Source organism: Streptococcus sp. DFI.7.26, from assembly GCF_022240605.1.
In the GTDB taxonomy this organism is placed as follows: Bacteria; Bacillota; Bacilli; order Lactobacillales; family Streptococcaceae; genus Streptococcus; species Streptococcus xiaochunlingii.
On sequence record NZ_JAKOGN010000017.1, the window covers coordinates 1 to 24,978 of the forward strand.

The 24,978-nt window shown below is 40.7% G+C and carries 15 protein-coding genes; 2 read left to right on the forward strand and 13 right to left on the reverse strand.

The window, feature by feature from the left end:
• Positions 1-118 precede the first annotated feature (118 nt).
• From L0M85_RS09260 to L0M85_RS09315, 12 genes are all read right to left on the reverse strand, one after another.
• Complete coding sequence (locus tag L0M85_RS09260) at positions 119-3,040, reverse strand: YfhO family protein (RefSeq protein WP_238656913.1); 2,922 nt, start codon at positions 3,038-3,040, stop codon at positions 119-121.
• An 18-nt stretch (positions 3,041-3,058) separates the two neighbouring features.
• Positions 3,059-4,018: a glycosyltransferase family 2 protein gene (locus L0M85_RS09265; RefSeq protein ID WP_195610952.1), complete on the reverse strand. Its 960-nt coding sequence runs from the start codon at positions 4,016-4,018 to the stop codon at positions 3,059-3,061.
• A gap of 76 nt (positions 4,019-4,094) precedes the next feature.
• The gene (locus L0M85_RS09270) at positions 4,095-5,963 is read right to left on the reverse strand and encodes an Ig-like domain-containing protein (protein ID WP_238656914.1); all 1,869 of its coding nucleotides are present in this window, start codon (positions 5,961-5,963) and stop codon (positions 4,095-4,097) included.
• An 82-nt stretch (positions 5,964-6,045) separates the two neighbouring features.
• The gene (locus tag L0M85_RS09275) at positions 6,046-12,312 is read right to left on the reverse strand and encodes a G5 domain-containing protein (protein ID WP_238656915.1); all 6,267 of its coding nucleotides are present in this window, start codon (positions 12,310-12,312) and stop codon (positions 6,046-6,048) included.
• A gap of 369 nt (positions 12,313-12,681) precedes the next feature.
• The gene (locus tag L0M85_RS09280; RefSeq protein ID WP_125335021.1) at positions 12,682-14,688 is read right to left on the reverse strand and encodes a DUF2079 domain-containing protein; all 2,007 of its coding nucleotides are present in this window, start codon (positions 14,686-14,688) and stop codon (positions 12,682-12,684) included.
• Between the two features lie 163 nt (positions 14,689-14,851).
• Positions 14,852-15,346 (reverse strand): carbonic anhydrase, encoded by a 495-nt coding sequence (locus L0M85_RS09285; protein ID WP_125335023.1) that lies wholly within the window; start codon positions 15,344-15,346, stop codon positions 14,852-14,854.
• A 137-nt stretch (positions 15,347-15,483) separates the two neighbouring features.
• Positions 15,484-16,179 carry a TIGR00266 family protein gene (locus tag L0M85_RS09290; protein ID WP_156676398.1) on the reverse strand — a complete coding sequence of 232 codons (696 nt, stop codon included), beginning with the start codon at positions 16,177-16,179 and terminating at the stop codon, positions 15,484-15,486.
• Positions 16,180-16,261: 82 nt separating this feature from the next.
• The gene (radA, locus tag L0M85_RS09295) at positions 16,262-17,623 is read right to left on the reverse strand and encodes a DNA repair protein RadA (RefSeq protein ID WP_125335025.1); all 1,362 of its coding nucleotides are present in this window, start codon (positions 17,621-17,623) and stop codon (positions 16,262-16,264) included.
• A 13-nt stretch (positions 17,624-17,636) separates the two neighbouring features.
• On the reverse strand, positions 17,637-18,152 hold the full coding sequence (locus tag L0M85_RS09300; protein WP_125335027.1) for a histidine phosphatase family protein: 516 nt from the start codon (positions 18,150-18,152) through the stop codon (positions 17,637-17,639).
• Between the two features lie 18 nt (positions 18,153-18,170).
• Complete coding sequence (locus L0M85_RS09305) at positions 18,171-18,626, reverse strand: isochorismatase family protein (RefSeq protein ID WP_238656916.1); 456 nt, start codon at positions 18,624-18,626, stop codon at positions 18,171-18,173.
• A 9-nt stretch (positions 18,627-18,635) separates the two neighbouring features.
• Positions 18,636-19,082, reverse strand: coding sequence for a dUTP diphosphatase (locus L0M85_RS09310; protein WP_195612428.1), 447 nt, complete (start codon positions 19,080-19,082; stop codon positions 18,636-18,638).
• Positions 19,083-19,319: 237 nt separating this feature from the next.
• Positions 19,320-20,009: a gamma-glutamyl-gamma-aminobutyrate hydrolase family protein gene (locus tag L0M85_RS09315; RefSeq protein WP_048716619.1), complete on the reverse strand. Its 690-nt coding sequence runs from the start codon at positions 20,007-20,009 to the stop codon at positions 19,320-19,322.
• 202 nt (positions 20,010-20,211) lie between these two features.
• Here L0M85_RS09315 and L0M85_RS09320 point away from each other — a divergent pair, with 202 nt between their 5' ends.
• The gene (locus L0M85_RS09320; RefSeq protein WP_048691428.1) at positions 20,212-21,228 is read left to right on the forward strand and encodes an NAD(P)H-dependent glycerol-3-phosphate dehydrogenase; all 1,017 of its coding nucleotides are present in this window, start codon (positions 20,212-20,214) and stop codon (positions 21,226-21,228) included.
• 61 nt (positions 21,229-21,289) lie between these two features.
• A complete protein-coding gene (gene galU / locus L0M85_RS09325; RefSeq protein ID WP_048691427.1) occupies positions 21,290-22,201 on the forward strand; it encodes a UTP--glucose-1-phosphate uridylyltransferase GalU in 912 nt (303 codons plus the stop codon).
• Positions 22,202-22,286: 85 nt separating this feature from the next.
• On the opposite strand, the gene L0M85_RS09335 is transcribed toward galU, so the two are convergent.
• Positions 22,287-24,842 carry a C69 family dipeptidase gene (locus tag L0M85_RS09335; protein ID WP_275112263.1) on the reverse strand — a complete coding sequence of 852 codons (2,556 nt, stop codon included), beginning with the start codon at positions 24,840-24,842 and terminating at the stop codon, positions 22,287-22,289.
• Positions 24,843-24,978: the final 136 nt, after the last annotated feature.

The window sequence follows — 24,978 nt, forward strand, 5'->3', positions numbered from 1 at the left end:
ATTTCATCAGCTTTTACAGCCCTACTCAACTGTGCGGAGGTGGGACGACGAAATCTAATTCTAACGAATTACCGATTTCTGTCCCACTCTCTTTTTAAAGGATAGTAGACCTACATGCTTAAACAGTTCCTTTCGAACGTTTCATGATAATCACTAAGGAAGTAATCGAAACGATTGATAATAAGCTACCAAGGATAAATCCTTTTTTCTTAAAGACGAACTCAATCTTATGCTTCCCTTTTGTAATTGGGAAGGATAAGAAGGCATTCCAAGATTTTTCAGTTTGGACAAATTTCCCATCTACTTTGACCTTCCATCCGTCGCTATATGGGATTGAAGTCATCATAAATTTACTATCATCCGTAATATTTACATTACCGACAATATGGGTATTTGAAAACTTGGTTACTTCTAAACCTTGTTTCTTACGATTATCTAATACTTTTTGAATTTGATCAAGATCTGCACGATAGACCCCTGCATGACTCATATCAATTTTATCAGTTCTAAATCGAAACTCAATCACAGTTTCTTGATTTTCAGTATTATCAGTTAGTTGCCAAAGTTGTCTTTGAGTGAACGTTTTATTATTAGGCAACCATTTCCCTTTCACTAAAACTGAGTAATCTTGTTTTGGAATCAACCCCGCTGGTGTGAAAAAGTAATAAGTATAGTTTGAACGTGGCACTAGCTTATATCGAATGATGGCCTCTTTAGAAGAATCTGCTCTTTTATAGATTGCCTCCCCAGTGTTCTTATCTACTTTTTCTTCAATGACATTCTCCGTTTCAATGGCACTAAAAGCTAACGGCTTAAAGTAGTCATAATAATCACTCGTTTTCTTTTGATGCCCTTCCATTGAGTTCAAAATAATATTTTGGTTTGCGATAGCATTGTTCACCCCAAATTTTATATTTTTAACCAGAGCATTTGTTCCATATCCAAGAGGGAATGAATTTGGGTTCTTATAGACAACAAATCGCTTGTCTTCATATACTTTTTCTGTATAATAGCGCTCCAAATCGAAACGATTTGTAAAACGATGGAAGTACATCTTTTCTGGATTTGCTTCTATTTCTTTTGGATCAAAATCTTTCACCGTCATATAATAACGAACCCCATACAAGGCATCTGTTAGCGGTGTCCCATTTGTATATTCAGTAGCGGCGTTGACACCTAGGTCCCCCATTAAAGCAAAGTGATCCATGGTGCTTCTTTCCAAACTCGAACTAAAGGTACTTAAGCCAGGATAAGAGACTAGAGAAGGTACCGTCCGTGAATATGCGAAAGTCGTTGCAATCCGATAAAATTCTTCGTCTGCATTTTCTTGAATATTATCTGTCATGCGTTTCACTGAAACAGCTGCATCTGAAAATTTATTGACGTCGTCATAACCCAGAGTAACCTGAGACAAATAAGCATTATATCCGAATTCAAAAATACTCAAAGCTGACACGACGACAACTGAAAGACGTGACAGTTTAGAATTTATTAGAAGCAATAGAAGCAGATAGATTATCGCTGTAAGACTTAATTGTGAGAAAAGATAGCCTTGTTTCAACAAAAATCCTGCAATCACTAAGAAAATAGTAGTAACTCCGATTCGAAGGATTTTCTCTCGTTGATTGCTCTTTGATTTTTCCCAGTAGGTATAGAAACCAAAGCAAGCAACAGCCACAAGGCCTAGTAGGTGGAGAATTGAGTATCTTGAGAAATAGGATGTTACTGCTTTTGGTTGAATTTTCGAAATAAAGGTATAGCTATTTAAATGGATGTAGATAACAGCTAGAACCAAACCAAGTGTAATGACTAGATTAGCTAGCTTAGAAATAACTACTTTCTCCTTCATTACTTGGTAAGCCAATACCAACATGAAGAACGAGAATAACCAAGAAAAACGGAAAAAGAAACCGGCAGGGTTTTGCCCCATATGCCAAATCTTACTTACAAACTCATTGACGAATGATGTCAAGAATATAAGAGTAACAATTCCAGCAGCCCATTTCTTAACTTTTGAAACATTCTTAGAAAGAAAGTAAAGAACAAAGCCAAGAAAACCAAATGCTCCGATATAGATATTTGGTAAGTTTGGTCCTGCAGACCAACCAGAGGTCGTATCAAAGCCACCAATCACCATCTTAGCAAGAATATCCAGTGGATTAATCTGGAAGGCTAAGGAGAAGGTCATCCCTCCACCAACTTGACCTTTACTTTCTATCAAATTGAAGAATACAGGAAGGATTAGGATTGCTGCTGTCCCAATCCCAATAATAGAATAAATGACAGCCTGTAACAAAGGTTCAATAAAGTTTTTGATCTTTGCTTTAAGATCTCCATCAATCATCAACCTAGGAGATACATAGAAGCAAGCATACAGAGCAACAAAGATCGAAATCATGTAACCCATGTAAAATTGAAGTAGGACGGTCAGACCCAATGCAAAAGAATAACGATAAGGGGATTTACCATCTAATAATTCTTCCAAGTAAACAATGACAATCGGCAACATAATCATAGCGTCATAAAAAATGACGTTCATTTGATAAGAAACCAACATTCCTGAAAGAGCATATGCTGTCGAAAATAGTGGCACTAACCATTTTCTTTTCTCTAATCCTTTATAGCGCTTAATAAGAAGAAAGGCGAAGGCCATTCCTATTGCGCCATAACGGAGCCAAATTGTCAAAAATACTGCAAAACCGAAATGCTTCAGTGGGGTCAAAATATAAATGATATTGAAGGGACTCATTAAATAATATCCGAGGACCCCAATCATATCTCCACCAAGGGACTTGGTAAACGAATAACTCAGACTAGAAAGATCCCCAGTGAGTACAGCATTTTTTAATAAACCAAAGAAACTGATGTATTGTTGACCAAAGTCAACTGCCATCAAACTTTTGGTTCCAAAAGGATATGATCCCATAAATGCCCAAACAACAAGCATAATTGTCATCGGGAGTAAAGCGCTAAAAGCATATAGAAACCTCTTGGGATTCTTTTTCCAAAGCTCTTGCAAGCGCATGAACCAAACTAACATTTTTATCTCCTATACATCTTAACCTATCTTATTCTCATTGGCTTGTTCAATATTGGTGTCTTCAATGATGAAATGAGGACGGCGCTTCACCTCGTAATAAATTTTTCCAATGTATTCCCCAAGAATACCGATAAATATTAACTGAACACCACTAAATAGAATGATCGCAGCTATGGTTGTAAAATAGCCACTCACATAATTCCCTTGCGCGAACATGTACTTCATCATTTCAAAAGCAAGATACAAAATAGCAAGTCCCAAACAGATAAATCCAAACTGAATACAAACACGAAGAGGACGATCATTAAATGAAATAATCCCTTGAATGGCATAGTTCATTGATTTTTTAAAACCAAACTTACTCTTTCCAGCTTTACGGATTTCGTTTTTATAAGGAATCACCTTCTCTTTGAAGCCAATCCACTCATACAAGCCCTTATTGAAACGATTGTATTCTGGCATAGATACAAACGCATCAATTGCTTTACGACTAAGGAGTCTCAACTCGGATTTACCATCCGTCAGTTTAACATCCATCGACCGGTTGGACAAGAAATAGAACATACGAGCAAAGGTACTGCCGATAAAGGACTCCCCTTCTCGAGTTCGTTGCCCACTGACGATATCATAGCCTTCATTATAGGCTTCTAAAAAGAGGGGGATCAGATAAGGTGGATGTTGTAAATCTCCATCCATTACCATTACCGCATCACCGCTTGCATATTTGAAGCCTGCTAAAATACCGCTCTCACGACCAAAATTACGACTAAATCGAATATATTTTACATGAGGGTTCTCTTCCGCAATGGCTGTAATGAGTTCAAATGTTTTATCACTACTTCCATCATCGACATAGAGAATTTCATAGTCAGTAAGTTCTTTCCCAAACATCTGCTCTAGCTGACTCGAAATAGCAGCATGCGTTTGAGACAGGACCAACTCCTCATTCAGTAATGTAATGAGTATCGATAGTTTCATCTCTATTCTCCATCTACTCTATTTCCAAAAAAGAGAGAGCTTTCGCTCTCTCCTTTATACGGAAACTCTTTTTCTATTATTTAGACATTTTACGTTTCATTACAATCGCACCTGATAGGACAAGTACTCCTGTGAATACTAGGCCAGTTGCTACGACTTCACCAGTATTTGGAAGGACTTTGCGTCCACCACCGTTACCATCTGCATTTCCGCCAGGGTTTCCTGGTGTTGGTGTTGTTGTGGTGGTGGTTGTACCACGTTTTCCGCCAGGGTTTCCAGGTGTTGTTGTAGTTGTAGTTGTTGTAGGTTCACCTTCACCTGCACCATGGTTATTTGGATCTACCGGAGGTGTTGACTCTGGAGTTGTGGTGGTTGTTGTGGTTGTTTCTTCACTAACTGTTGTAGTTGTTGTAGTGGTTTCTTCTTCACTTGATGAAGCAGTTGTTGTGGTTGTTTCTTCTTCACTTGATGAAACAGTTGTTGTGGTTGTTTCTTCTTCACTTGATGAAGCAGTTGTTGTAGTGGTTTCTTCTTCACTTGATGAAGCAGTTGTTGTGGTTGTAGTTGTAGGTTCCTCTGTTGAGGAAGTAGTTGTAGTTGTTGTAGGTTCCTCGGTTGAGGAAGTAGTTGTAGTTGTTGTAGATTCCTCTGTTGAGGAAGTAGTTGTAGTTGTTGTAGTAGTTGTAGTTGTTGTAGGTTCCTCTGTTGAGGAAGTAGTTGTAGTTGTTGTAGGTTCCTCTGTTGACGAAGTAGTTGTAGTTGTCGTAGGTTCCTCGGTTGATGAAGTAGTTGTGGTTGTGGTTGTAGGTTCCTCTGTTGTTGTAGTTGTGGTTGTAGTTGTAGGTTCCTCTGTTGTTGTAGTTGTGGTTGTAGTTGTAGGTTCCTCGGTTGTTGTAGTTGTGGTTGTAGTTGTTGTAGTAGTCGTTGTGGTTGTAGTTGTGGTTGTAGTTTCCCCTTCACCTTCACCAGACGCAGTATAGATGAGGGTCTTAGCAGGGTAGCTACGTTCGTTAGGGAAGTTTTCTGCTTTCCACTTGATGGTGTTATTAACTACATCACCTTTTTTCTTAGCTTCAGTCAACTCAGTAGTGTACTCCAAGTACATTGGCCAGTTCCAGTTGTCACCAAAGTTGATAGTGAAACCAGTGATTTGACCTGCAGCGTTCTTAGTATATACAGCTTTCTTAGAGAAGTTGTCAGTTGGGTCAAGTTTTGTAAGTTGCTCTTCGCTTTCGATAGCTTTAGGTTGAGTTGCGTAACGTACAGCACGAAGGCTTCCTTCTACCAATACTTGTCCGTCAGCAAGCTCATCTGTGATAACCATCTTGTTCAATTTATCTTGACCAGCGTTCAAGATAACTTTCCATTTGATACGTTTTGGATTTTGTGGGTCTTGATATCCATACTTGTACTCATATTGACCAATCGCAGTAGAATCTGGCTCGTAAGTCAAATTATAAGTTTGCTCACCATACTTGAATGTCTTTTTACCAGACTCAGTTACAGTACTAGCATTTACAACCACATCGTATTTCAATGACATTCTCTTATTGTTAGGATTTTTAGAGAAATAGTCAGTGAACGTTACTGTTGTTTTACCAGTAGCTGGGTCAGCAACTGCATTACCAACGATTTCAGATCCGTTTTTGATTGGGAATTCTGACTTAACTGGCCAGTTCAATTCTTTTGGCAAGTCAAGAACAAGTGTATCACCTGCATTGATTGCTTGAGAATCTGGGAAAGTAATGCTGTTTGTAGCTTCCATGGCTTGACCTCTGCCTACTTTTGTATCAGCAGTAATAGGTTTGCCACCAAGGGTAATAGTCGTGTTGTTGGTATAGTTTGTAACTTCGTCAGCAAAAATCGTTGTTACGACTGTCAAAGCCAAAACTAGTACACTAAAAAACGCTAAAACTCGCTTAATGCTCGTTTTTGTGGTTTGCATAATAAACTCCTTATTATTAATTTTTTATCATTGTAACATAATTGTTTCACTTTGCAAAGTATTTTTTATCTTTTTTCACTTATCATTCGTTTTTTTGACGATTGAAAAAACCAAGAGTGATAATTGAGAGGATAAAGCCCATGATAGAAAGGATCCAACTCTCTTCTGCACCTGTATTCGGCAAGCGATTTTCTTGGATTTCCCCACTATCTTTTTGGCTATTTATTATAGATTCAACTTTGGTTTCCGCTTTTGGATTTGTTGAAACATGATTGAGCTCCTCAACTTTATGACCAGGTTGATCCTGAGATTGGTCGTTTTTCTCGTTCTTCTTCACTACTTTTGTGCCAAGTTCAGTAATTTCATGAACGGGTTCTTCGATTAGTGTCACTTGGATTAATTCCTTCTTGATGACACGACCATCTTGAATAGTCAAACGGTATTTGTATTGACGCTTACCTGTTTTTCCTTCCTGCAAGAGGGTGACTGTTCCTTCTGCTTTATTAGGATTCTCGACGATCCTCTTTTCAAAGGCGACGACTTCTATCTCAATTAGCTCCTCTGTTGTAACAGTAGAAAGTCGTTTTGTTCCAACTAAGATTACTCGAGTAACTGCTTTTCTGATAACCTTGGTATCAACCAATGTAGAAGAGAGTTCTTCATCATTGAAGTAGTGTTTTTCAAAAGTCTTATGGATCAGTCCATCTTGGCCTTCTTGGAAGACTCTAGTTTCACCTTCTGCCAAGCTTTCGTCATTGCGATATTCTGTCTGATGAGTAATGACCTCATCCTCAGTCACCAAGACTGTACGCTCAACTCCAGCACCCACTACAACGACTTGGTTGACAGGTTGAGTTGTGATAACCGTTCTTAGATACTCACGTTGAGTTTCTTTACCATTGACATAGGTTACTTGGTAGTAGTCTGTTTGACTTCCTTCTTGGCCTTCTACTTCGACCAAACGATAAGTCACAGGCTTAGTCTTGTCCTCCCGAACGATGGTGTTGTATGGGATTGCGCTTGTTGTGCTGATCTCCTTGGTTTCAGTAACTTGAGAACCGATATGGATAATCTGTTCGAGTGCTGGACGCAACTCTTTGACGCTAATCAAGTCCGTCTTGACTAAGACACCATCTTTATAAGTTAGCTGATAAATTTTTTCTACCAAGCCAGCTCGACCTTCTTGAACAAGCTTACGTTCACCTTTTGGCATGTTTTCATCAATAACGGTAACTGTTCTAAAGTTAGTCTCCTCAGTTCGCGTTTCCTGCTTCACTTTAACATTTGGAACATGTTTTGTCCCTACTAAAATGATGGTCGGAACTGCTTCTCTGACAGTTTTACTTTCGATCAGTTTTGAAGAACGTTCTTCGTCATTGAAGTATTGTTTCTCGATCGTCTTACGGATCAATCCATCCTGACCTTCTTGGATAATCTTTGTTTCGCCTTCTGGAAGAGTGTCGTCATTACGGAATTCCGTTGGACTTGTGATTCGCTCTTCCTGAATTTCAAACATTATACGCTCGATTCCAGAACCTTCAACTAAGACTTTATTAACAGGCTGAACTGTAATATCCGTTCTGAGATGTTCACGTTTCGTTTCCTTACCATTGACATAAGTTACTTGATAGTAGTCTGTTTGTGTTCCTTCTTGACCCTCTACTTCAACAAGGCTGTAACCAACTGGCTTGGTCTTATCCTTACGAATAATGACATTGTAAGGGATTGGACTTGTTGTGTTGATTTCCTTAGTTTCAGTGACTTGAGTACCGATATGGATAATCTCATCCTGAACTTTTTGAACTTCCTTGCTACTGATCAAGTCTGTCTTGATTAAGACTCCGTCTTTGTAAGTCAGTTGGTAAATTTTTTCAATGATACCAGTTCGACCTACTTGAACCACCTTCGTTTGACCTTTTGGTAGATCTGGATCTTCGACGTTTTGAGTCTTATAGGCAATCTTCTCAGTCTGAGTGTCTTGTTCTACCTTGATGGTTGGTACATGTTTTGTACCCACTAAGATGATCGTTGGAGTTGCTTCTTTGATCAGTTTGCTTTCTACTAATTTCGTAGAACGCAACTCATCATTGAAGTAACGTTTCTCGATTGTCTTACGAAGGAGTCCTTCCTCACCAACTTGGGTAATCTTCGTTTCACCTTCTGGAAGTGTGTCATCGTTGCGGTACTCAGTTGTACTTGTGATCTTGTCTTCTTGAATTTCAAAGAGAGCACGTTCTACTCCTGCACCTTCGACAATCACCTTGTCAACAGCTTCTCTAACGACCGTTGTCTTCAAATGTTCCCGTTTGGTTTCGGTACCATTGATGTAGGTTACTTTATAGAGGTCTGACTTCTCACCGTCTTGACCTTCTACTTCAGTCACTCGATAGCCGATAGGCTTCGTAGTGTCTTTGCGAACCTTAACTGTAAATGGAATTGGGCTTGTCTCGCTTGCTTCTCTTATTTCTTTGACACGAGTTCCGACTTGGATGATTTCATCCACTGGATCTGTAGTAATGTTAGATTCTACAAATGTACGAGATGTCTCTTCGCCATTTACTTTCGTTACAGAGTAGCGATTTGTTTTTTGACCCTTCTTACCTGCCTGGATAACCTTGGTTGTTCCTGCTGGAAGCTGATCTGAAAACTCTTTGAAAGTATTGTAGTCGATTGACTCTGTCTCATCTACAAGCTCAGTTGTTTCCACGATAGGTGTCGCATTCCCGACACGAACGACACGGTTGACTGCATCTGTAATTTTGTGTTCAGAAACGATGGTACGACCGATTTCTTTACCATTTCGATAGCTTACCAAGAAGGTGCGGATAATTTGTCCTGGACTTCCTTCTTCATCGACAACACTTTCTCCTGCTGGAAGTGTATTGTCTGAGACATAAATCGTCTTGAATGGAACATCAACCTGTTCATCCAATGTACGTTCTGTCATCTTAGAAGTACCGATTACTGTGATTTCATCAACAGCTTTTGGATTTTCGACTTTTGAGATTTCCTTACGAGAAACTTCGACATCGTCCTCATAGGTAACTTCATAAGTTGTTGTGATGGTACCTGGTGAGCCGACTTGAGTGATCTTGCTGTAGCCTTCTGGTTGGGTTTCATCTTTTTCAATAACCTTGTTGAAGTCTTTTTCTTCGACAACAACTACGGATCTGATTGACACAACCACCCCTAGACCTTTAACAACGATCTTGTCCTTCTTCTCTTTAAGGACATTTTCGTTGACCAAGGTACGGTCAACAAGTTCATCATTGAGGTAGGTAAGTTTATATTGGCTTTCAATACGACCTTTTTCACCTTCCTGGCGGACTTCTTCGTAGCCTTTTGGTTTCGTGTAGTCGTATTCAACTACAGTTTCAAAGTCAACATCCTTGACCTCAGTAGTGTATTCTACTTTTTCTACTGCACTACCAACTGTGATAATGCGTTTGACTGGTTGGTCAATCACTGTTTCAGACGTCAACGTCTTACCAACTTCCTTACCATTCAATTTTCTGATTTGGTAAGTCTTTTCAACAGAACCATTCTTACCAGCTTGATTTTCAAATTGATAAGTCTTAGGTTTTGTTGGGTCCGTTCTGATCTCTGTTTCGTATTCAACAGTTTCTTTCTCAGTAACAGTTTCAAATGTTTCTGTCGCTGTACCAATCAAAACGATTTCTCTCTTAGGCTCTTGAATGACTTCCTCAGATTCAATCTGACGACCTACAATTGTATCACCAACTTTGGTAATCTTATAAACATTAACTTTCTTACCAGGAACACCTTTTTGAACGGTTTCTTTAAATCCGATAGGAAGTTCATCTGTCTCACGAGTTTCGATGATGTACTCTGTCGTGGTTGTTGTACGAAGTGTTTCAACCGTTTTATCACCAACGATATCTACTGGAGCTAATGGCTTACCATCTAGAGTGTTACGTCCAAGGAAGACATTATTACTCTTGGCATTTAAGTTGACCCACTCACCATTATATAGTCTAAAGAAACCATTTTTGTTTGGAGTGTCTGCAATGAATTTGTTATCTGTAGCTGTTACTTTAACAGTATCGTTGAGACGGTTGATACCAAAGAAAGCTTGCATTATGTCTTTGATAACTGCTCCATCTGATCTACGAGTGACATCGTAACGTTGCCATGGCTCATTATCTTTATACTTGAAGGTATTGCTATTAACATCAATAGTAGATGCGTTAGTACTTTCAATAGCAACTGCATTTTTCCATCTAGACTTAATCTTAGAAACGGTCAACTCATTGTTGTCAATGTTGATGCTTCCTCTAGTCTTGGTAAATGGTACTTTTGTAACCTTGTTGACACGTTTACCAGTTGTACGGTCAATAACACTTGCTACATAAGTCGTATCATCGTTGATGTAAATCGGTAACTGCTTGATGTCATCTACTTCAATCTTGTTTCTTGAAATAGTAATGTCACCTGAACCACCACCCTCAACACCTCTAGATGCTTGGGCTGTGTTGTTGTTAACAGAGATGATATAGTCTGTTGAATCACCAGTGATGGTATTACCTTCAATGTTCAGGCTATAATCATTTGAGCTTTCGTTATTTCTAAAGAGGATCCCAAACGTTCCTAGCTGGCCATTTTCAAATGGTTTTGTTAAACCTTCAATGGTGTTATTTGAAATGACATAACGACCTTTATCAAGAGGTTTAGTCCATTTGTGGTTTTTCTCGTTTGTCAGGATAGAAATAGCTGTGTAACCACGGTAACGAGCTGGATCATCATCATCGTTTTCCAACTTAGAGTTTGGATCTTGTGTTACCTTGTTGTTACGAATAATGACATCTGTCATAGGGTTAGCACGGTTATAAACCTCGATACCATTCAAACGGTCTCCGAGTGAGACGTTGTTTTCGATGAGGATCTTATTCCCGTCATGGATATCCAATCCTTTACGGTAGTTGTAGTTGGTATAGTTTCCAGTATAGGTAATACCATCATTGTAAGATCCTGCCATTGAGGCTGCACCATATCCGGTACCACCATCCAACACATGACCGTTATATGACAAGATGTTGTTGTCTACAACAAAATTACGTTGGTAACCGAACATAACGCCCGCAACACGGTTGTTATGAAGGAAAGAATTGGTTACCTTGTTACCGTCCATGATTGGAACATCTGGATCTCCGATAGACTTGACTTCGTTTGAAACCTTTTCAGAGATACTGCTATAACGGATTGGTCTTCCATTGCTATCATACTCTTGAGCCGTTGCCTTACTTGAACTAAAGAAGACACCAGCTCTGTTGAATTTCATTGCACGAACATCATTGATCGTAACATTTGAAGAATCGTTTACATAGATACCGTTTGAGCGTCCAAAATATGATTTCCCTTTACGGTAAAACTCATTATCTTTGGTGTAGTCTGATGAATCATAAGCATGCTCAACTGTTAAACGACCTACAGTAAAGTTATTCTGATTTTGAATGAGGACCGCAGACTCGTAACGGTTATCCGTCAAGTTTGTTTCAGGATCATGTTCTCCGTCTTGCTTCTTATTAAATAAGATTTTTGTGTTGTTACGACTTGGACCACTACCAATCAAACCTTTTACATTGGCATAGTTTTCATCAATAACCAAGGTATTCTTCAGCAAGACTGTCCCTGATAGCATAACAGAAGCGCCACCCTCAACCTCGTTGGCCGCAGAGAGCGCCTTTTTGATTGCTTCACTCGCTTCAACTTTTCCTGTCGTATCAAGACCAAAATCCGTTGCTTTTACATATTTACCGTAATCCGCATCTTCGTATACTTTTGTATTGCTAGCTGCAGCTCTTTTACGACGAATCTTAGGAGCCGGAGTTGCATCCGTTTCAGCTTCGTTTGTACTTGCATTGGAAAGTGTACCTGGAGCAAGAGTTGGATCTTCCTTCTTTTCTACACTATTAAGAGTTGGATCGGTTTTACTATCTTTACTAAGACTTGCTTCGGCTTCACTGTCTTTATTAAGAGTTGTTTCGGCTTTACTATCTTTATCAGAAGAAGAGGCTTCCGTCGAAGGGTTCTTAGCATCCTCCTCAGAGCTTTTTGTTTCCTTTTCCGTTAAAGCTGGAGCTGGATATTTCTTATCTCCCTGATCAACTGCCGGCTTTTCTTCTGGATTTGGCTCTGTAACTACTCTAGTTTCAGCTTCTGGAATAGAAACCGTTTCATTCAATGCTGGCTGGTTTTCGCCCTGATTCTTAATAAGACTTTCATTTGAATTTTCAAAAGAATCCGCACTGGCTTTTACCTGGCCTAATTGAAATGTTGTTAACACCCCAATTGCTAACAAAGAGTACTTGGTTGTTTTTTTAATATTCATGAATCCTCCTCTTTTATTTAATTCTTCCTACTTTTCTCAGTCTATACGTTTCAACTAAACCAACCTTTTAACAAATATTTAATTACTTATAAGGTGGATAGAAATGGATTTTACTTTAATAATACTTATTGTTTGATAGAAAGTCAACTATTTTATTCTATAAATTTTTACCCAAAAGAATTCCTTTTCTATTTTCCTTTTATCCTCTATAAAATGGAAGAAAATTCACTATTTATCTTGTATCAACCTCCTATTAAATAATAAAAAGCTGCCGCATATAACCGACAGCTTTATTCAAATGTCATTAGTGATGTAACAGCATTCAAGACACTTGCATTTTACTCCAAAATCAAGAAAAATTTCTTCAAATTACTTCTCTAACACAAGAACGTCTTCTGTAGAGAAAAAGCTTTCTTTATAGCCAGAAGCTTCATATGCCTTCAAGATATCCGCCTCAAAAAATCCTTTGCCTTCTTGCCTTGTTTCTCTCGGTACAACAACATAATCAATATTTAAGTCAACTTTTTTATCATTATGATAGTAGATATCATATAGTTTTTCATGCTGTCTAAGACTTGGAGTATAACTCCCCGTCGTTACTACTGAAGACTCAATTGGCAAATCTTTTAATACTGATTGTATCCCTTCAAAATAATCCTTTCGATTGTGGTAATATTTAATTTCAAAGTTCCATTTATGAGTGTAGCTATAGAGGATCCCTCCTGAAATCACTAAAGACGAAGCAACGAGAGCAACAAGGGCCTTATCCCCTACTACTTTATGATTACTCAATTGATCCAACGCCAATATTCCCATAATGAATAAAAGAGTAACTGATCCATAGCTATATTGGAAATTAATATCATATTGATAAAGCCAATCTGTTAGTAAATTAATCGCTAGCAGAGGAAGCATAAGGAAATAAGTTGACAGGCGTCGTTGGACAAGTGGCAAAAAGCCTAGAGGAAACAGAACTAAAAAGATATAACCAAGTTTCTTAGCCGTAAACAGACTACCCAGAACATAAAGCGGATTTAAGATAGTGTTTTTCATCACCATTAACAATCCATTCTCCCCAGACATTAACAAATGACTATATCGAGAAACCATTGCACCTTCACCATATTTTGTCAATAGAAACATAGCAAACCCAAAGTAAATTACCGGCAAGACAAATGTACTTGCATATAACCACTTTTTGAATCTCGGAGATATAGAAAAACGATTCTGAAAGATAAAATAGAGTCCTAGCGATAGTACGTAAATAAAGGAATCCTCTTTTACAAAAAGGATGAGCAGAGCAAACAAGATCGTTCGCAAACGCCATTGAGAGATTATAGCGTAAAAGAGCCATAGAATTAAAGGGGGTAAAAAGCAGTTCTCATGAATGTGGTAACTGCCACTGGTTGTCATTGCTGGAGTAGCAAAAAATAGTGCAATGACTAGAGGATTTAACAGTTTTGGCAATTGTAATTTCTTCAATACCAGCCCGAGGGGGATTACAGCAGAAAATACAATAAGAATTTGTAAAATTTCTAATGTTTCTACATAAGGAAACAACATGTAGAATGGAAGAATCGCATAAAAGATCGGAGAAATATGGACAGCAAAGTGCGATAAAGCCTTATCTCTCTCAAGCGTTGTTATCTGTGTGAAGTCTGTCTTCATCCTCTCAAACATTTGAGAGAAAATCCCAATATCAAATGTCGAGCCTGAATTTGCCTTGACTTTATAATACACTACAACAGATAAGTAAAGGACATAACAGACTCCAATAATTAAAGTCATCAAGGTAAGTCGTTTAACCCATGCTTTACTGATTTTGTCTACAGCCAATCTACTGATAATCAGTCCGACTAATAATGCAATAATAATTGAAGTCAAAATTGGCCAAATTAAAGAAGTAAACTTTGATTCAGCGATATTAAAAGAATGAATTTTTAGGGCTTCATCCTGAAAATTTCCACTTGCTTGAAGGAGCAGCTTGGGAAAGGATAGCACTACTAATACTGGGAAAACAATTGCATACCTTATTTTGTCTAGATAGAAAAATAAGAATAAAGCAACTGAAATCATAATCAATCCCAGAGATAAGAATAAGGTTGGACTTTTAAGAATTGCTACAAATAGAATTAAAGCTGTCAAAAAAGTATTGAGAACACCAATATCAATGAGTTTCTTATACTCACCAATAAACCATAGAAATGGGTAACTGATGACAACCCCGATAATTGTCCCAACAATTCCTACTTCTCCTAATTTTAGAAAGAGCGCTTCAGTCGAAAATCTAAGCAAATTAAACAAAACGACAATAAAGTAGGATCCTAACAGCAACCATAAATAGTTCATGTTGGCTAGATTCTTAATTTTTTTCATTTAAACCTCCCGTAATTATAAAATATTTTACCATAAACTGAAGAGCTTGCCTATTTAAAGATAAATAAAGGAGATAATTTTTGACTGCGGATTTCTCTTTTGAATTGGTTAATAAAAAAACTTATTTCTCACGAAATAAGTTCCCATAAACAGATAAAATTTCTTAGGTCACCTCAGTGATCAATCCTGTATCGACATCATAGACAGCTCCTGAGATAATAACATCGTCTGGAATCAGCGGCGAGGCTTTTAAGAGAGCGACATCCTCCCGGACGCTCTCGTGGATATCTTGAAAGGGTAGGAAGTCTTGGTCTCCAACATCAACTCCCAGTTCCTTCTTCAGATGCTGACGGAAGCCTTCATTCTCAAAGGTTTGCGCTCCACAGTCTGTGTGGTGCAAGACCACGATTTCTCGAGTGCCCATCTGTTGCTGCGAAATGACTAAGGAACGAATCATATCCTCTGTCACGCGTCCACCTGCATTCCGCAAAATATGGGCATCCCCCAAAGCAAGCCCTAGTGCTGGTGCGACGTGAAGGCGAGAGTCCATACAGGTCACAATGGCTACTTGCGTTTTCGGTTTGATAGGGAGATGAAGGTCTCCGTGCAATTCAACATAGGCTTGATTGGCTTTTAAAAAATTCTCAAAATAGGACATTAGGAACTTCCTTTCTGGTTGGTAAAATAGTTTGAACACCAAATTATTTACACTCTATCTTACCATCTTTTTCCCAGATTGTCAGTTGTTAGCCTACATGAAAAAGGAGAGTATAGTTTCTACTCTCCTTTTATGTATTAAGACCGTTTTGGTAAATAGCGATTCAGTAAGCCAGCAAAGGTCTGAAGGTTGAGACTTTGAACATAGACCTCACCAGTCCCTCTAAAGGTATTGACAACACCTTCACCCGTTCCGATGGACTGCCAGAAACCATTCTCCAAATGAATATTATAATCCAAAGACTGGCTCCAAGCAACGACATGGGCATTATCGATGGTGATTTCTTGATTGTTTAACTCAATTTTTTTAATGGAGCCGTAGGCATTCACCAAGAGGGTTCCTTGCCCTTGGGTCGTCATGACGAAGAATCCTCCCTGACCACCAAAAAGAGCCTTACCGATCGATTGGGTTTCCATTGTATAGTACGCTGAACCATCAAGTGCAAGGAAGGCACCATCGTTCAATCGATACTGCTTTTCGCCCAAGTAGAGAGGTACCACCTGACCTGGTGAGTCGGGTGCCAATGCTAGGTAAGCATTATTAGACTGGGCAAATACCTGAGTAATAAAGGTACTTTCACCCGAAACCATTGACCGTCCAACAGCTTTCACAAAGCGTCCCACACCAGAGCCACTTGCATTTAATTTGGTGTTGAGGGTCACATTAGGTGTATGGTAGACCATACTCCCCCGTTGAATATAGACAGTTTCACCTTGATTGAGAGATAGCTCGACCAAAGGGAACTGCACATTGTTATCTGTAAAAAATTGCAAAATAAGTAACCCCCTATGTTTAGTAAGTATAGAAAAAGTATAGCACAGGAAAATTTTTTTTGCAAACGATTCCAAGATCTGGTTAAGAAAAGACTTTTTTCAAAACTTCCCCTACCGTGGAGACTGCTATCACTTGAATGCCGTCTGGGATCGCGATCCCTTGGAGAGAATTTTTAGGTGCATAAATCTTAGTGAAACCAAGTTTCGCCGCCTCGTTAATCCGTTGCTCGATCCGAGTCACTCGGCGAATCTCTCCGGTCAAGCCAATCTCACCGATAAAGGCATCTTGCGGATTGGTTGGAAGCTCCTTGTAGCTCGAGGCAATGGCCACCGCTACAGATAGGTCAATAGCTGGCTCATCCAGTTTGACACCACCAGCTGACTTGAGATAGGCATCTTGATTTTGGAGAAGGAGTCCGCAACGTTTCTCTAACACAGCCATAATGAGACTGACCCGGTTAAAGTCAAGACCCGTTGTCGTCCGCTTGGCATTTCCAAATACAGTCGGTGTCACCAAAGCTTGAACTTCCGCCAGGATTGGTCTGCTGCCTTCCATGGTGACGACAATGGCAGAGCCAGTCGCCCCATCCAAGCGTTCTTCTAGAAAGACCTGGCTGGGATTAAGGACCTCAACCAGACCGCCTGACTGCATCTCGAAAATCCCAATCTCATTGGTCGAGCCAAAGCGGTTCTTGACCGCTCTCAGGATCCGGAAGGTATGGTGGCGCTCGCCCTCAAAGTAGAGCACCGTATCCACCATGTGTTCCAGCATCCGCGGACCTGCCAAGGTTCCTTCCTTGGTCACATGCCCTACGATAAAGATAGCGATGTTATTGGTCTTGGCCAGCTGCATGAGCTCAGCTGTCACCTCACGCACCTGAGAAACAGACCCCTGCACCCCTGAAATCTCAGGAGACATAATGGTCTGAATCGAGTCGATGATGAGGAAGTTAGGCTGGATGCGCTCCACTTCTGCCCGCACGCTCTGCATATTGGTCTCGGCATAGAGATAAAACTCACTGTCGATATCCCCCAAGCGCTCTGCACGAAGTTTGATCTGCTGGGCTGATTCCTCTCCACTAACATAGAGAACCGTTCCCACTTGAGACAACTGGGTCGACACTTGAAGGAGAAGGGTTGATTTCCCGATCCCTGGATCCCCACCGATGAGAACGAGACTTCCTGGTACCACACCTCCACCAAGGACGCGGTTGAATTCCTCCATCTCCGTCTTGGTCCGGTGAACATTGATAGAGGTCACGTCCGCCAATTTCATGGGTTTGGTCTTTTCACCCGTCAAGGATACCCGTGCATTCTTGACCTCTGCAACCTCAACCTCCTCAACAAAAGAAGACCAAGAACCACAGTTAGGACAGCGCCCTAGATATTTGGGTGAGTTATAAGCACAATTTTGACATACAAATGTCGTTTTTTTCTTAGCGATAAGATACCTCTTTCTATATCTCTATCTCACATTCAATCACTTGGCAAAAATCAATGGTTTCATTCGGTACAAATTGACGCATGAGCATACGATGGGTAACCACTACAAGCTTCTGATAGTCTCGGTACTTGGCCAAAGTTTCAATAAAGCGAGCTCTCATATCCTCAGCGGTTTCATATTGAATTGGACTATCCGGAAGGAGCTTCCCATTATTTTCTAGAAACAGAGTCCGAGCTGTTTCAAAATTCTCTATACCACTTTCGTATACCTGCCATTCGTGCAATAAGGGTTCTACTCTCAAAGGTAGACCCGTAGCACAAGCCAGATAAGAAGCTGTTTCTAAAGCTCGCGTTACTGCTGAAGCTACTAGTAGATCAGCTGATTGGAACAAGGGGTTTTGGCAAAGGTCCTGAGCCTGTTTCCTTCCCTTCTCAGATAAGGGAGCTAAATCCATTCCAAATCCGGAATAAGCACGCTCCTCTAACACACTATAATCTGGCTCCCCGTGACGGACAAAGATAATCTTCATATTAAGATCCCCATAAAACTATCCAATCTTGATTCCGCAATCTTGCCACTGCTTCAGTGTTTTAGAGAATTTCTTCTGGTTGGCAACTCCGACAGCAGACAAATCGACAGAAACCTGATAATTCTCCTTAACAGCTGCCAAAATGGAAGCCTTGACACATCCATTGCCATCTACCCCTATAAACTCTATGCTTTTAGCACCGTTTCCCTCTAAAAAATCTTTTAAATCTGGATTAGTAAAGCAAGAAGCCCGACTCTTCTCAAAAATACGAGAAGATACAACCAGCAAGCCGGTCGCAAATTTCTTCTTTCTATCTTTTCTCTCCCAGAAAAAACGATTGAGAATATAGATAACTCGGTCGCTAGGATAGGTAGCAATTTTGTCATTTACAGCTGCAGTCAGTTCTTCATGATATGCTTTTCCTACAGCAACATAATCTGACTGCATGTCTACAACTAATAAATAGTCTGCCATTTTATTCCTCTATTTCCCTGTTGACCCAAATCCACCAGTCCGCACGCCATCCGCCTCATCTCCATCTGCAATTAAGAAAGGAGCAAAGACAGCCTGAACTACACGTTCCCCAACTTCAAGGACGACTTCTTGGTCGGTGATGTTTTTCATCTGAGCAAAGATATGGCCTTCATTCCCTGGATTGCCGTAGTAGTCTCCATCGATAACACCCACAGAGTTAATCAAGACCAGACCTTTTTTACGAGGGTTAGAGGAACGGTCATAGAGATAGAGCACCTCACCCGCTTGCATATAGGCCTTGACTCCAGTTGGGACGAGGACGATTTCTCCTGGTGCAATGACCGTGCGCTCGGCCACCTTTAAGTCGTAACCAGCTGCGTGTGCTGTCTCCCGTTTTGGCAGTAAGTCCAGATTGGTATAGCTTGATACAAGTTCAAATCCACGAATTTTTGTCATGATGATTCCTCTTTCATTCTAATTAGTTTCCATCTCTTCTATTATACCATCACTTTTCCCTAGCGTCTCCCCTATACTACTATTCGTATTTTTTCTGACAAACACACAAAAGCCCCCTCAACCGAGGAGACTTTTGCAGGAGATTATATGAAAAAAGTAAACTGTATCAAACAAAGTTAGGAGGTCTTTGTTGATGAGACTAGTTTACCTCTTTCTCCTTAAAAAATCCTAAAGACTTTACAATTCTTGTAACAGATAGCGAAAGAGTTCGAGATTGCCTTTTTCTTCTTTAACAAGAAACTCTGGATGCCACTGCAAGCCAATGATGCGATGACCATCTACTGCTTCGATGGCTTCAATGGTCTGATCGCGTGGGTCAATGGCTGTCACTCGAAAGTTAGGCGCCAAGTCCTTGATGCTTTGGCGATGAACAGAATTAATCTGGCTGGCTTGTCCAAAGAGACGCTCCACCACGCTACCTTTTTTGGTCTCAATGGAATGAGAAGTGCCAAAAGGAAGACCTTGCCAGTGCCCTTCCACTTCTTGATGGAGAGTCCCACCAAAGGCCACATTGACCAACTGAACTCCTCGGCAGATGGCTAGGACCGGCTTATTTTGACGGACTGCTTCTTTTAGTAAGGCCAACTCAAACTGATCGCGCTCGAGATTGTAGTCATCACTCTCGATGGCGATCTCTTCTCCATAAAAGCTAGGATGGACATTTTGCCCCCCACTGAGGATGAGCTTGTCCACTGTCTCGATATAATCTTTGGCAAAAGACGGGTCCCCCACTGGGATGACCATAGGAAGGCCACCTACTTGCTTAATGGTTTCCGCAAACTTACAAGATACAGACGAATGGATATTTTTCCCATCTGGATCCACTGCACATAGATTGGCAGAGACTCCAACAATCGTTCTACACATGGCCTTCCCTCCTTTGTTATTTCTATTCCCTATTTTATCATCCCACCCTTAGAGCGTCTAATATGTATTTTTTAAGGGCCTGATAAAATTTTTTTATCACCGAAATCATAATTGTTTTCCCTTAAAATCTTCCTATGTCAAGTGAGTTTTTTTCCTTTTAGTATGGTAAAATAGAAATGAAATCTTCACGAAGGAGAATACTATGGATAAACAAACCGTTGCAGTCATCGGTCCTGGTTCTTGGGGAACTGCCCTTTCTCAAGTCCTCCACGATAATGGCCATGAAGTGCGGATCTGGGGAAACGTCTCAGAACAAATCGACGAAATCAATCAAGAACATACCAACAAACGCTACTTTAAGGATGTCCTGCTAGATCCAGGGATCAAGGCTTACCACAACTTGGATGAAGCCCTTTCTGGAGCAGATGCTGTCCTCTTTGTCGTCCCAACCAAGGTGACCCGACTCGTTGCCAAGCAAGTAGCTGAACTCTTGGACCATCCTGTTAAGGTCATGCACGCATCCAAAGGATTAGAACCAAACAGTCACAAACGGATTTCTCAAATCTTAGAAGAGGAAATCCCTGCTTCTCTACGTAGCGAGATTGTGGTCGTGTCTGGTCCAAGTCACGCTGAAGAAACAATTGTTCGCGATATCACTCTGATCACAGCAGCTTCTAAGGATTTAGAAACAGCTCGTTACGTTCAAGAGCTCTTCAGCAATCACTACTTCCGACTCTATACTAATACAGATGTAATTGGGGTAGAAACGGCTGGTGCCCTTAAAAATATTATTGCAGTCGGAGCTGGAGCCCTCCACGGACTCGGATTCGGAGACAATGCCAAGGCTGCCATCATCACGCGCGGCCTAGCTGAAATTACCCGTCTAGGAGTGAAACTTGGAGCTAGCCCATTGACCTATAGTGGGCTATCGGGAGTTGGAGACCTGATCGTGACAGGAACTTCGATCCACTCTCGGAACTGGCGAGCTGGGGATGCCCTTGGTCGCGGTGAAAAACTAGAAGATATCGAAGCCAACATGGGCATGATCATCGAGGGGATTTCCACCACTAAGGCTGCCTACGAACTGGCCCAAGAGCTTGACGTCTATATGCCGATCACACAAGCCATCTATCAAGTGATTTATGAAGGGCAAGACATTCGTGAAGCCATTAACTTCATGATGAACAATGAATTTAAAGAAGAAAATGAGTGGAACTAAGGGATTGTTCCTTACCAATTAGATTAACAACCAATTATTCTTTAGTTAGAAAGGAATTATTATGACAAAAGTTAGAAAAGCAGTCATTCCTGCGGCCGGACTTGGAACTCGTTTCCTACCTGCAACCAAAGCCTTGGCCAAAGAAATGTTGCCAATCGTGGATAAACCAACCATCCAATTCATCGTTGAAGAAGCCCTTAAGGCTGGCATCGAAGATATTCTCGTTGTCACTGGTAAGTCAAAACGTTCGATCGAAGACCACTTCGACTCAAACTTCGAACTTGAGTATAACCTCAAGGAAAAAGGAAAAAATGATCTGTTGAAACTGGTTGATGAAACTACCAGGATGCGCCTCCACTTCATTCGTCAAAAACATCCGCGTGGCCTTGGAGATGCTGTCCTTCAGGCCAAGGCCTTCGTTGGGAATGAACCTTTCGTCGTAATGCTGGGCGATGACCTCATGGATATCACAGATGATACAGCTACTACTCTCACCAAGCAATTGATGAATGACTATGACGAAACACATGCTTCAACCATTGCCGTCATGAAAGTTCCCCATGAAGAGGTTTCTGCCTATGGAGTCATTGCTCCTCAAGGGGAAGGCATCAACGGACTGTATAGCGTTGAAACCTTTGTCGAAAAACCGGCACCTGAAGAAGCACCAAGTGACCTTGCCATTATCGGTCGTTACTTGCTGACTCCAGAGATCTTCCAAATCTTGGAAAACCAAAAACCAGGCGCTGGAAATGAAATCCAATTGACTGATGCCATTGATACCTTGAACAAGACCCAACGAGTATTTGCCCGCGAATTTAAGGGCAGACGCTACGATGTAGGGGACAAGTTTGGTTTCATGAAAACATCTATTGATTATGCCTTGAAACACCCACAGGTTAAAGATGATCTCAAACAATACATCATCAACCTTGGAAAACAATTAGAAGAAACAGGAAAAGGTACCGAGGAGTAAAAGATCCTCACCCCGACTTTCGATTATAAAGCAAAGAGACCGGACTAAATGTCCGGCCTCTTTTCGTTTCTTAAAAAATTATATTTTAAGCTTTGTTCTGTTTGCGTTTTTCTACATAGAAGGCAAATCCAAGGGCACTAATCAAGACACCGCCGATGATACCAACCATTGAAATGGTTTGTCCAGTAGATGGCAATTTCTTGCTTTCTGTTTTTTCTTCTACCTTAGCTGCTGTTTTGTAGACAACTCCATAAGATGAGAAGTGATTGGTTGTGAAGGTTACCTTGCTCTTGTCTTCATTCAAACTGAACTGGTAGGTTTCAACCTTGCCATCTTCTCCAATGCCTACAACAGATTCTACTTCTTTCGTAGGATCAACTGGCATAGTCACCACAGTTGGGCTGAATTGATGAACGGCTCCATTTTGATTTGACAACTGAATGTCATAAATCTTATAATCTTTACCTTTCAAAGCTTGGACGTCCTTCAAAACAGAAACTGCCAAATTAAAGCCACCTTGGGCAAAATCTGGGTTTTGTAGGGTGATTCCAGTAAGAGGATCTACTAAAATGTAAGAATTCGTCGGAAGAACTGGACGATTGTTTGTAGTTGGAGCAGGGACAATCTTAGTTGATGTGTTTACATCCTTGTTTGGCTCAGTACTTGGTTGAGTTGGCTTGGTTTCGTTCTTGCTTGGCTCAGTACTTGGAACTGTTGTTGTGGTTGCGTCCGTACTTGGCTCATTTGTCGTGGTAGCATCCGTGCTTGACTCGACACTTGCCTCTGTTGTCGTAGTTGCGTCAGTGCTTGGCTCGGCACTTGCCTCTGTTGTCGTAGTTACGTCCGTACTTGGATCGACACTTGCATCTGTCGTCGTAGTTACGTCCGTACTTGGATCGACACTTGGCTCAGTTGTTGTGGTTGCATCCGTGCTTGGCTCGACACTTGGCTCAGTTGTTGTAGTTGCGTCAGTGCTTGGCTCGACACTTGGCTCAGTCGTCGTGGTTGCATCCGTGCTTGGCTCAGTACTTGGAGCTGTTGTTGTGGTCGCGTCCGTTGGTTCCTTGTAATCATCTGGGAGAGATGCCCGATACGGATCATCTGTTCTACCCGCTTCTTTCAAGGTTGCTGAAAGCTCAGCTTCATATTGTTTAAATTGTTTGAAAAGACGTTCAGAACGCGCAATTGCTTCAGCAGTTACTTGATCCTCCGCCCCTTTTGCAGCTGCTTCATCAGCTTTCAAGGCAGCGTATTTTGCATCACTCACTTTTTGTTCAATAATGAGCTGTTCTTCTAGTGCTTTCCAATGATTTTGGATAGATTTTCCAAAGAGATCTTGGTTATTGATGGCCATTTGGTCAATGTGCCAAACTGTCCAATACCATGAATTTGGATCATAAGTAGCTGTTTGAGGTTTAAAAGCTTCGTAAGTATCCTTTACATTTCCATAGAATGGAACATAAGGGGTATTCCGTGAAGGTCCCATACCTATCCATACAGTTCCACCAAATGATTTTGGAAGATTTGGATTGATTTGATAGACATGGGCATCGATTACATTTTCGTTTCCTAAAGCATATTTGTATTGGTCTTTACGAACAGTATCGTTGCTACCATCGTCACCTTGTTTCTTCACGCCAATTTGATCATCTGGTACAAAGCGTCCATTCAAGTGTTCAAAACGGTTCCGTTGCAAGGCAAAAGCATCTTCTAAAGTGTATTTTTTGTTTGGATCGGTTGGTGAACGGAAGAGCTCATACTCATCATCCTCATAGGTGACTTTAGAGTCTGGATCTAGCAAGGTAATACCTGCATAGGTCCGTGAGCGGTCTCCTTCAGCATATTTTTCTGGTCCATAAGATTTAGCAATATGGAAGTTTCCATCTTTATCGGTCTTGTAGTTGCCAGATTCCTTGGCTACTTTTTCTACATCTTTAGAGGCAATGACATTTTCAGTGTCATTCAAATCAACATGACCTAGGTAGTAGGTATTTGCAAAGACTGCGTATTTATCTTCTGGCACCTTCACCGCTACATATTGGTGACCAGATAGAATTTCCATATACCAAGTTTCATTTTGGTCTGCAAAAACGACCACGTTCCCTTCAGCTGAACCTTTTTCTTCAATGACTTTAGCCAGTAATTCAACCCCTTCGCGGGCAGTTTTAACACGTGGCAAGATGACATCCAGCATAGCAGCTTCTGGAAGTCCATCCGCTTTCAAAGGATCCGTTGTCAAGACCTTCTTATTTGGAATAGCTGTTACTGTCGCAGTCATGGATACACCGGCCTCATTAAAACCGTGTTCCCCGAAAGCACCATTACTACCGTCACCACGAGCAGAATCATAAGTAGCTGTGTATTTCATTTCGTTGGTAGCATGCGGGTAGGTGAATCCGTTGGATTCATCCTCGATTTGATCTCCCTCATTATAGGTCTTGGCATCGACAACAACATAGTTTTTGTTGTGTTTTCCACCATTTGGATAATAAGGATAGTCCTCAGTCCGACCAAAAAGGGTGGTACCATCCTTGGTCAACTGGCGGCCAATGATAAATCCACAACAGGCCTGAACGGCTTGAATTGGTAGGAGTAAGAACGTCATCGCTACCAAAGCTAGTTTAAACAACCATTTCTTCATTGCAAATCTCCTTTTTGCTTATTTTATGTCCTCAAACGGTTTTTGGACACAAGAAGGTTTTATATACCACCAGTCTACTCCTTTTGAATCAACATTGCAAGCGCTTTCTTTTTACGTTTTTATTCATTTATTGGTA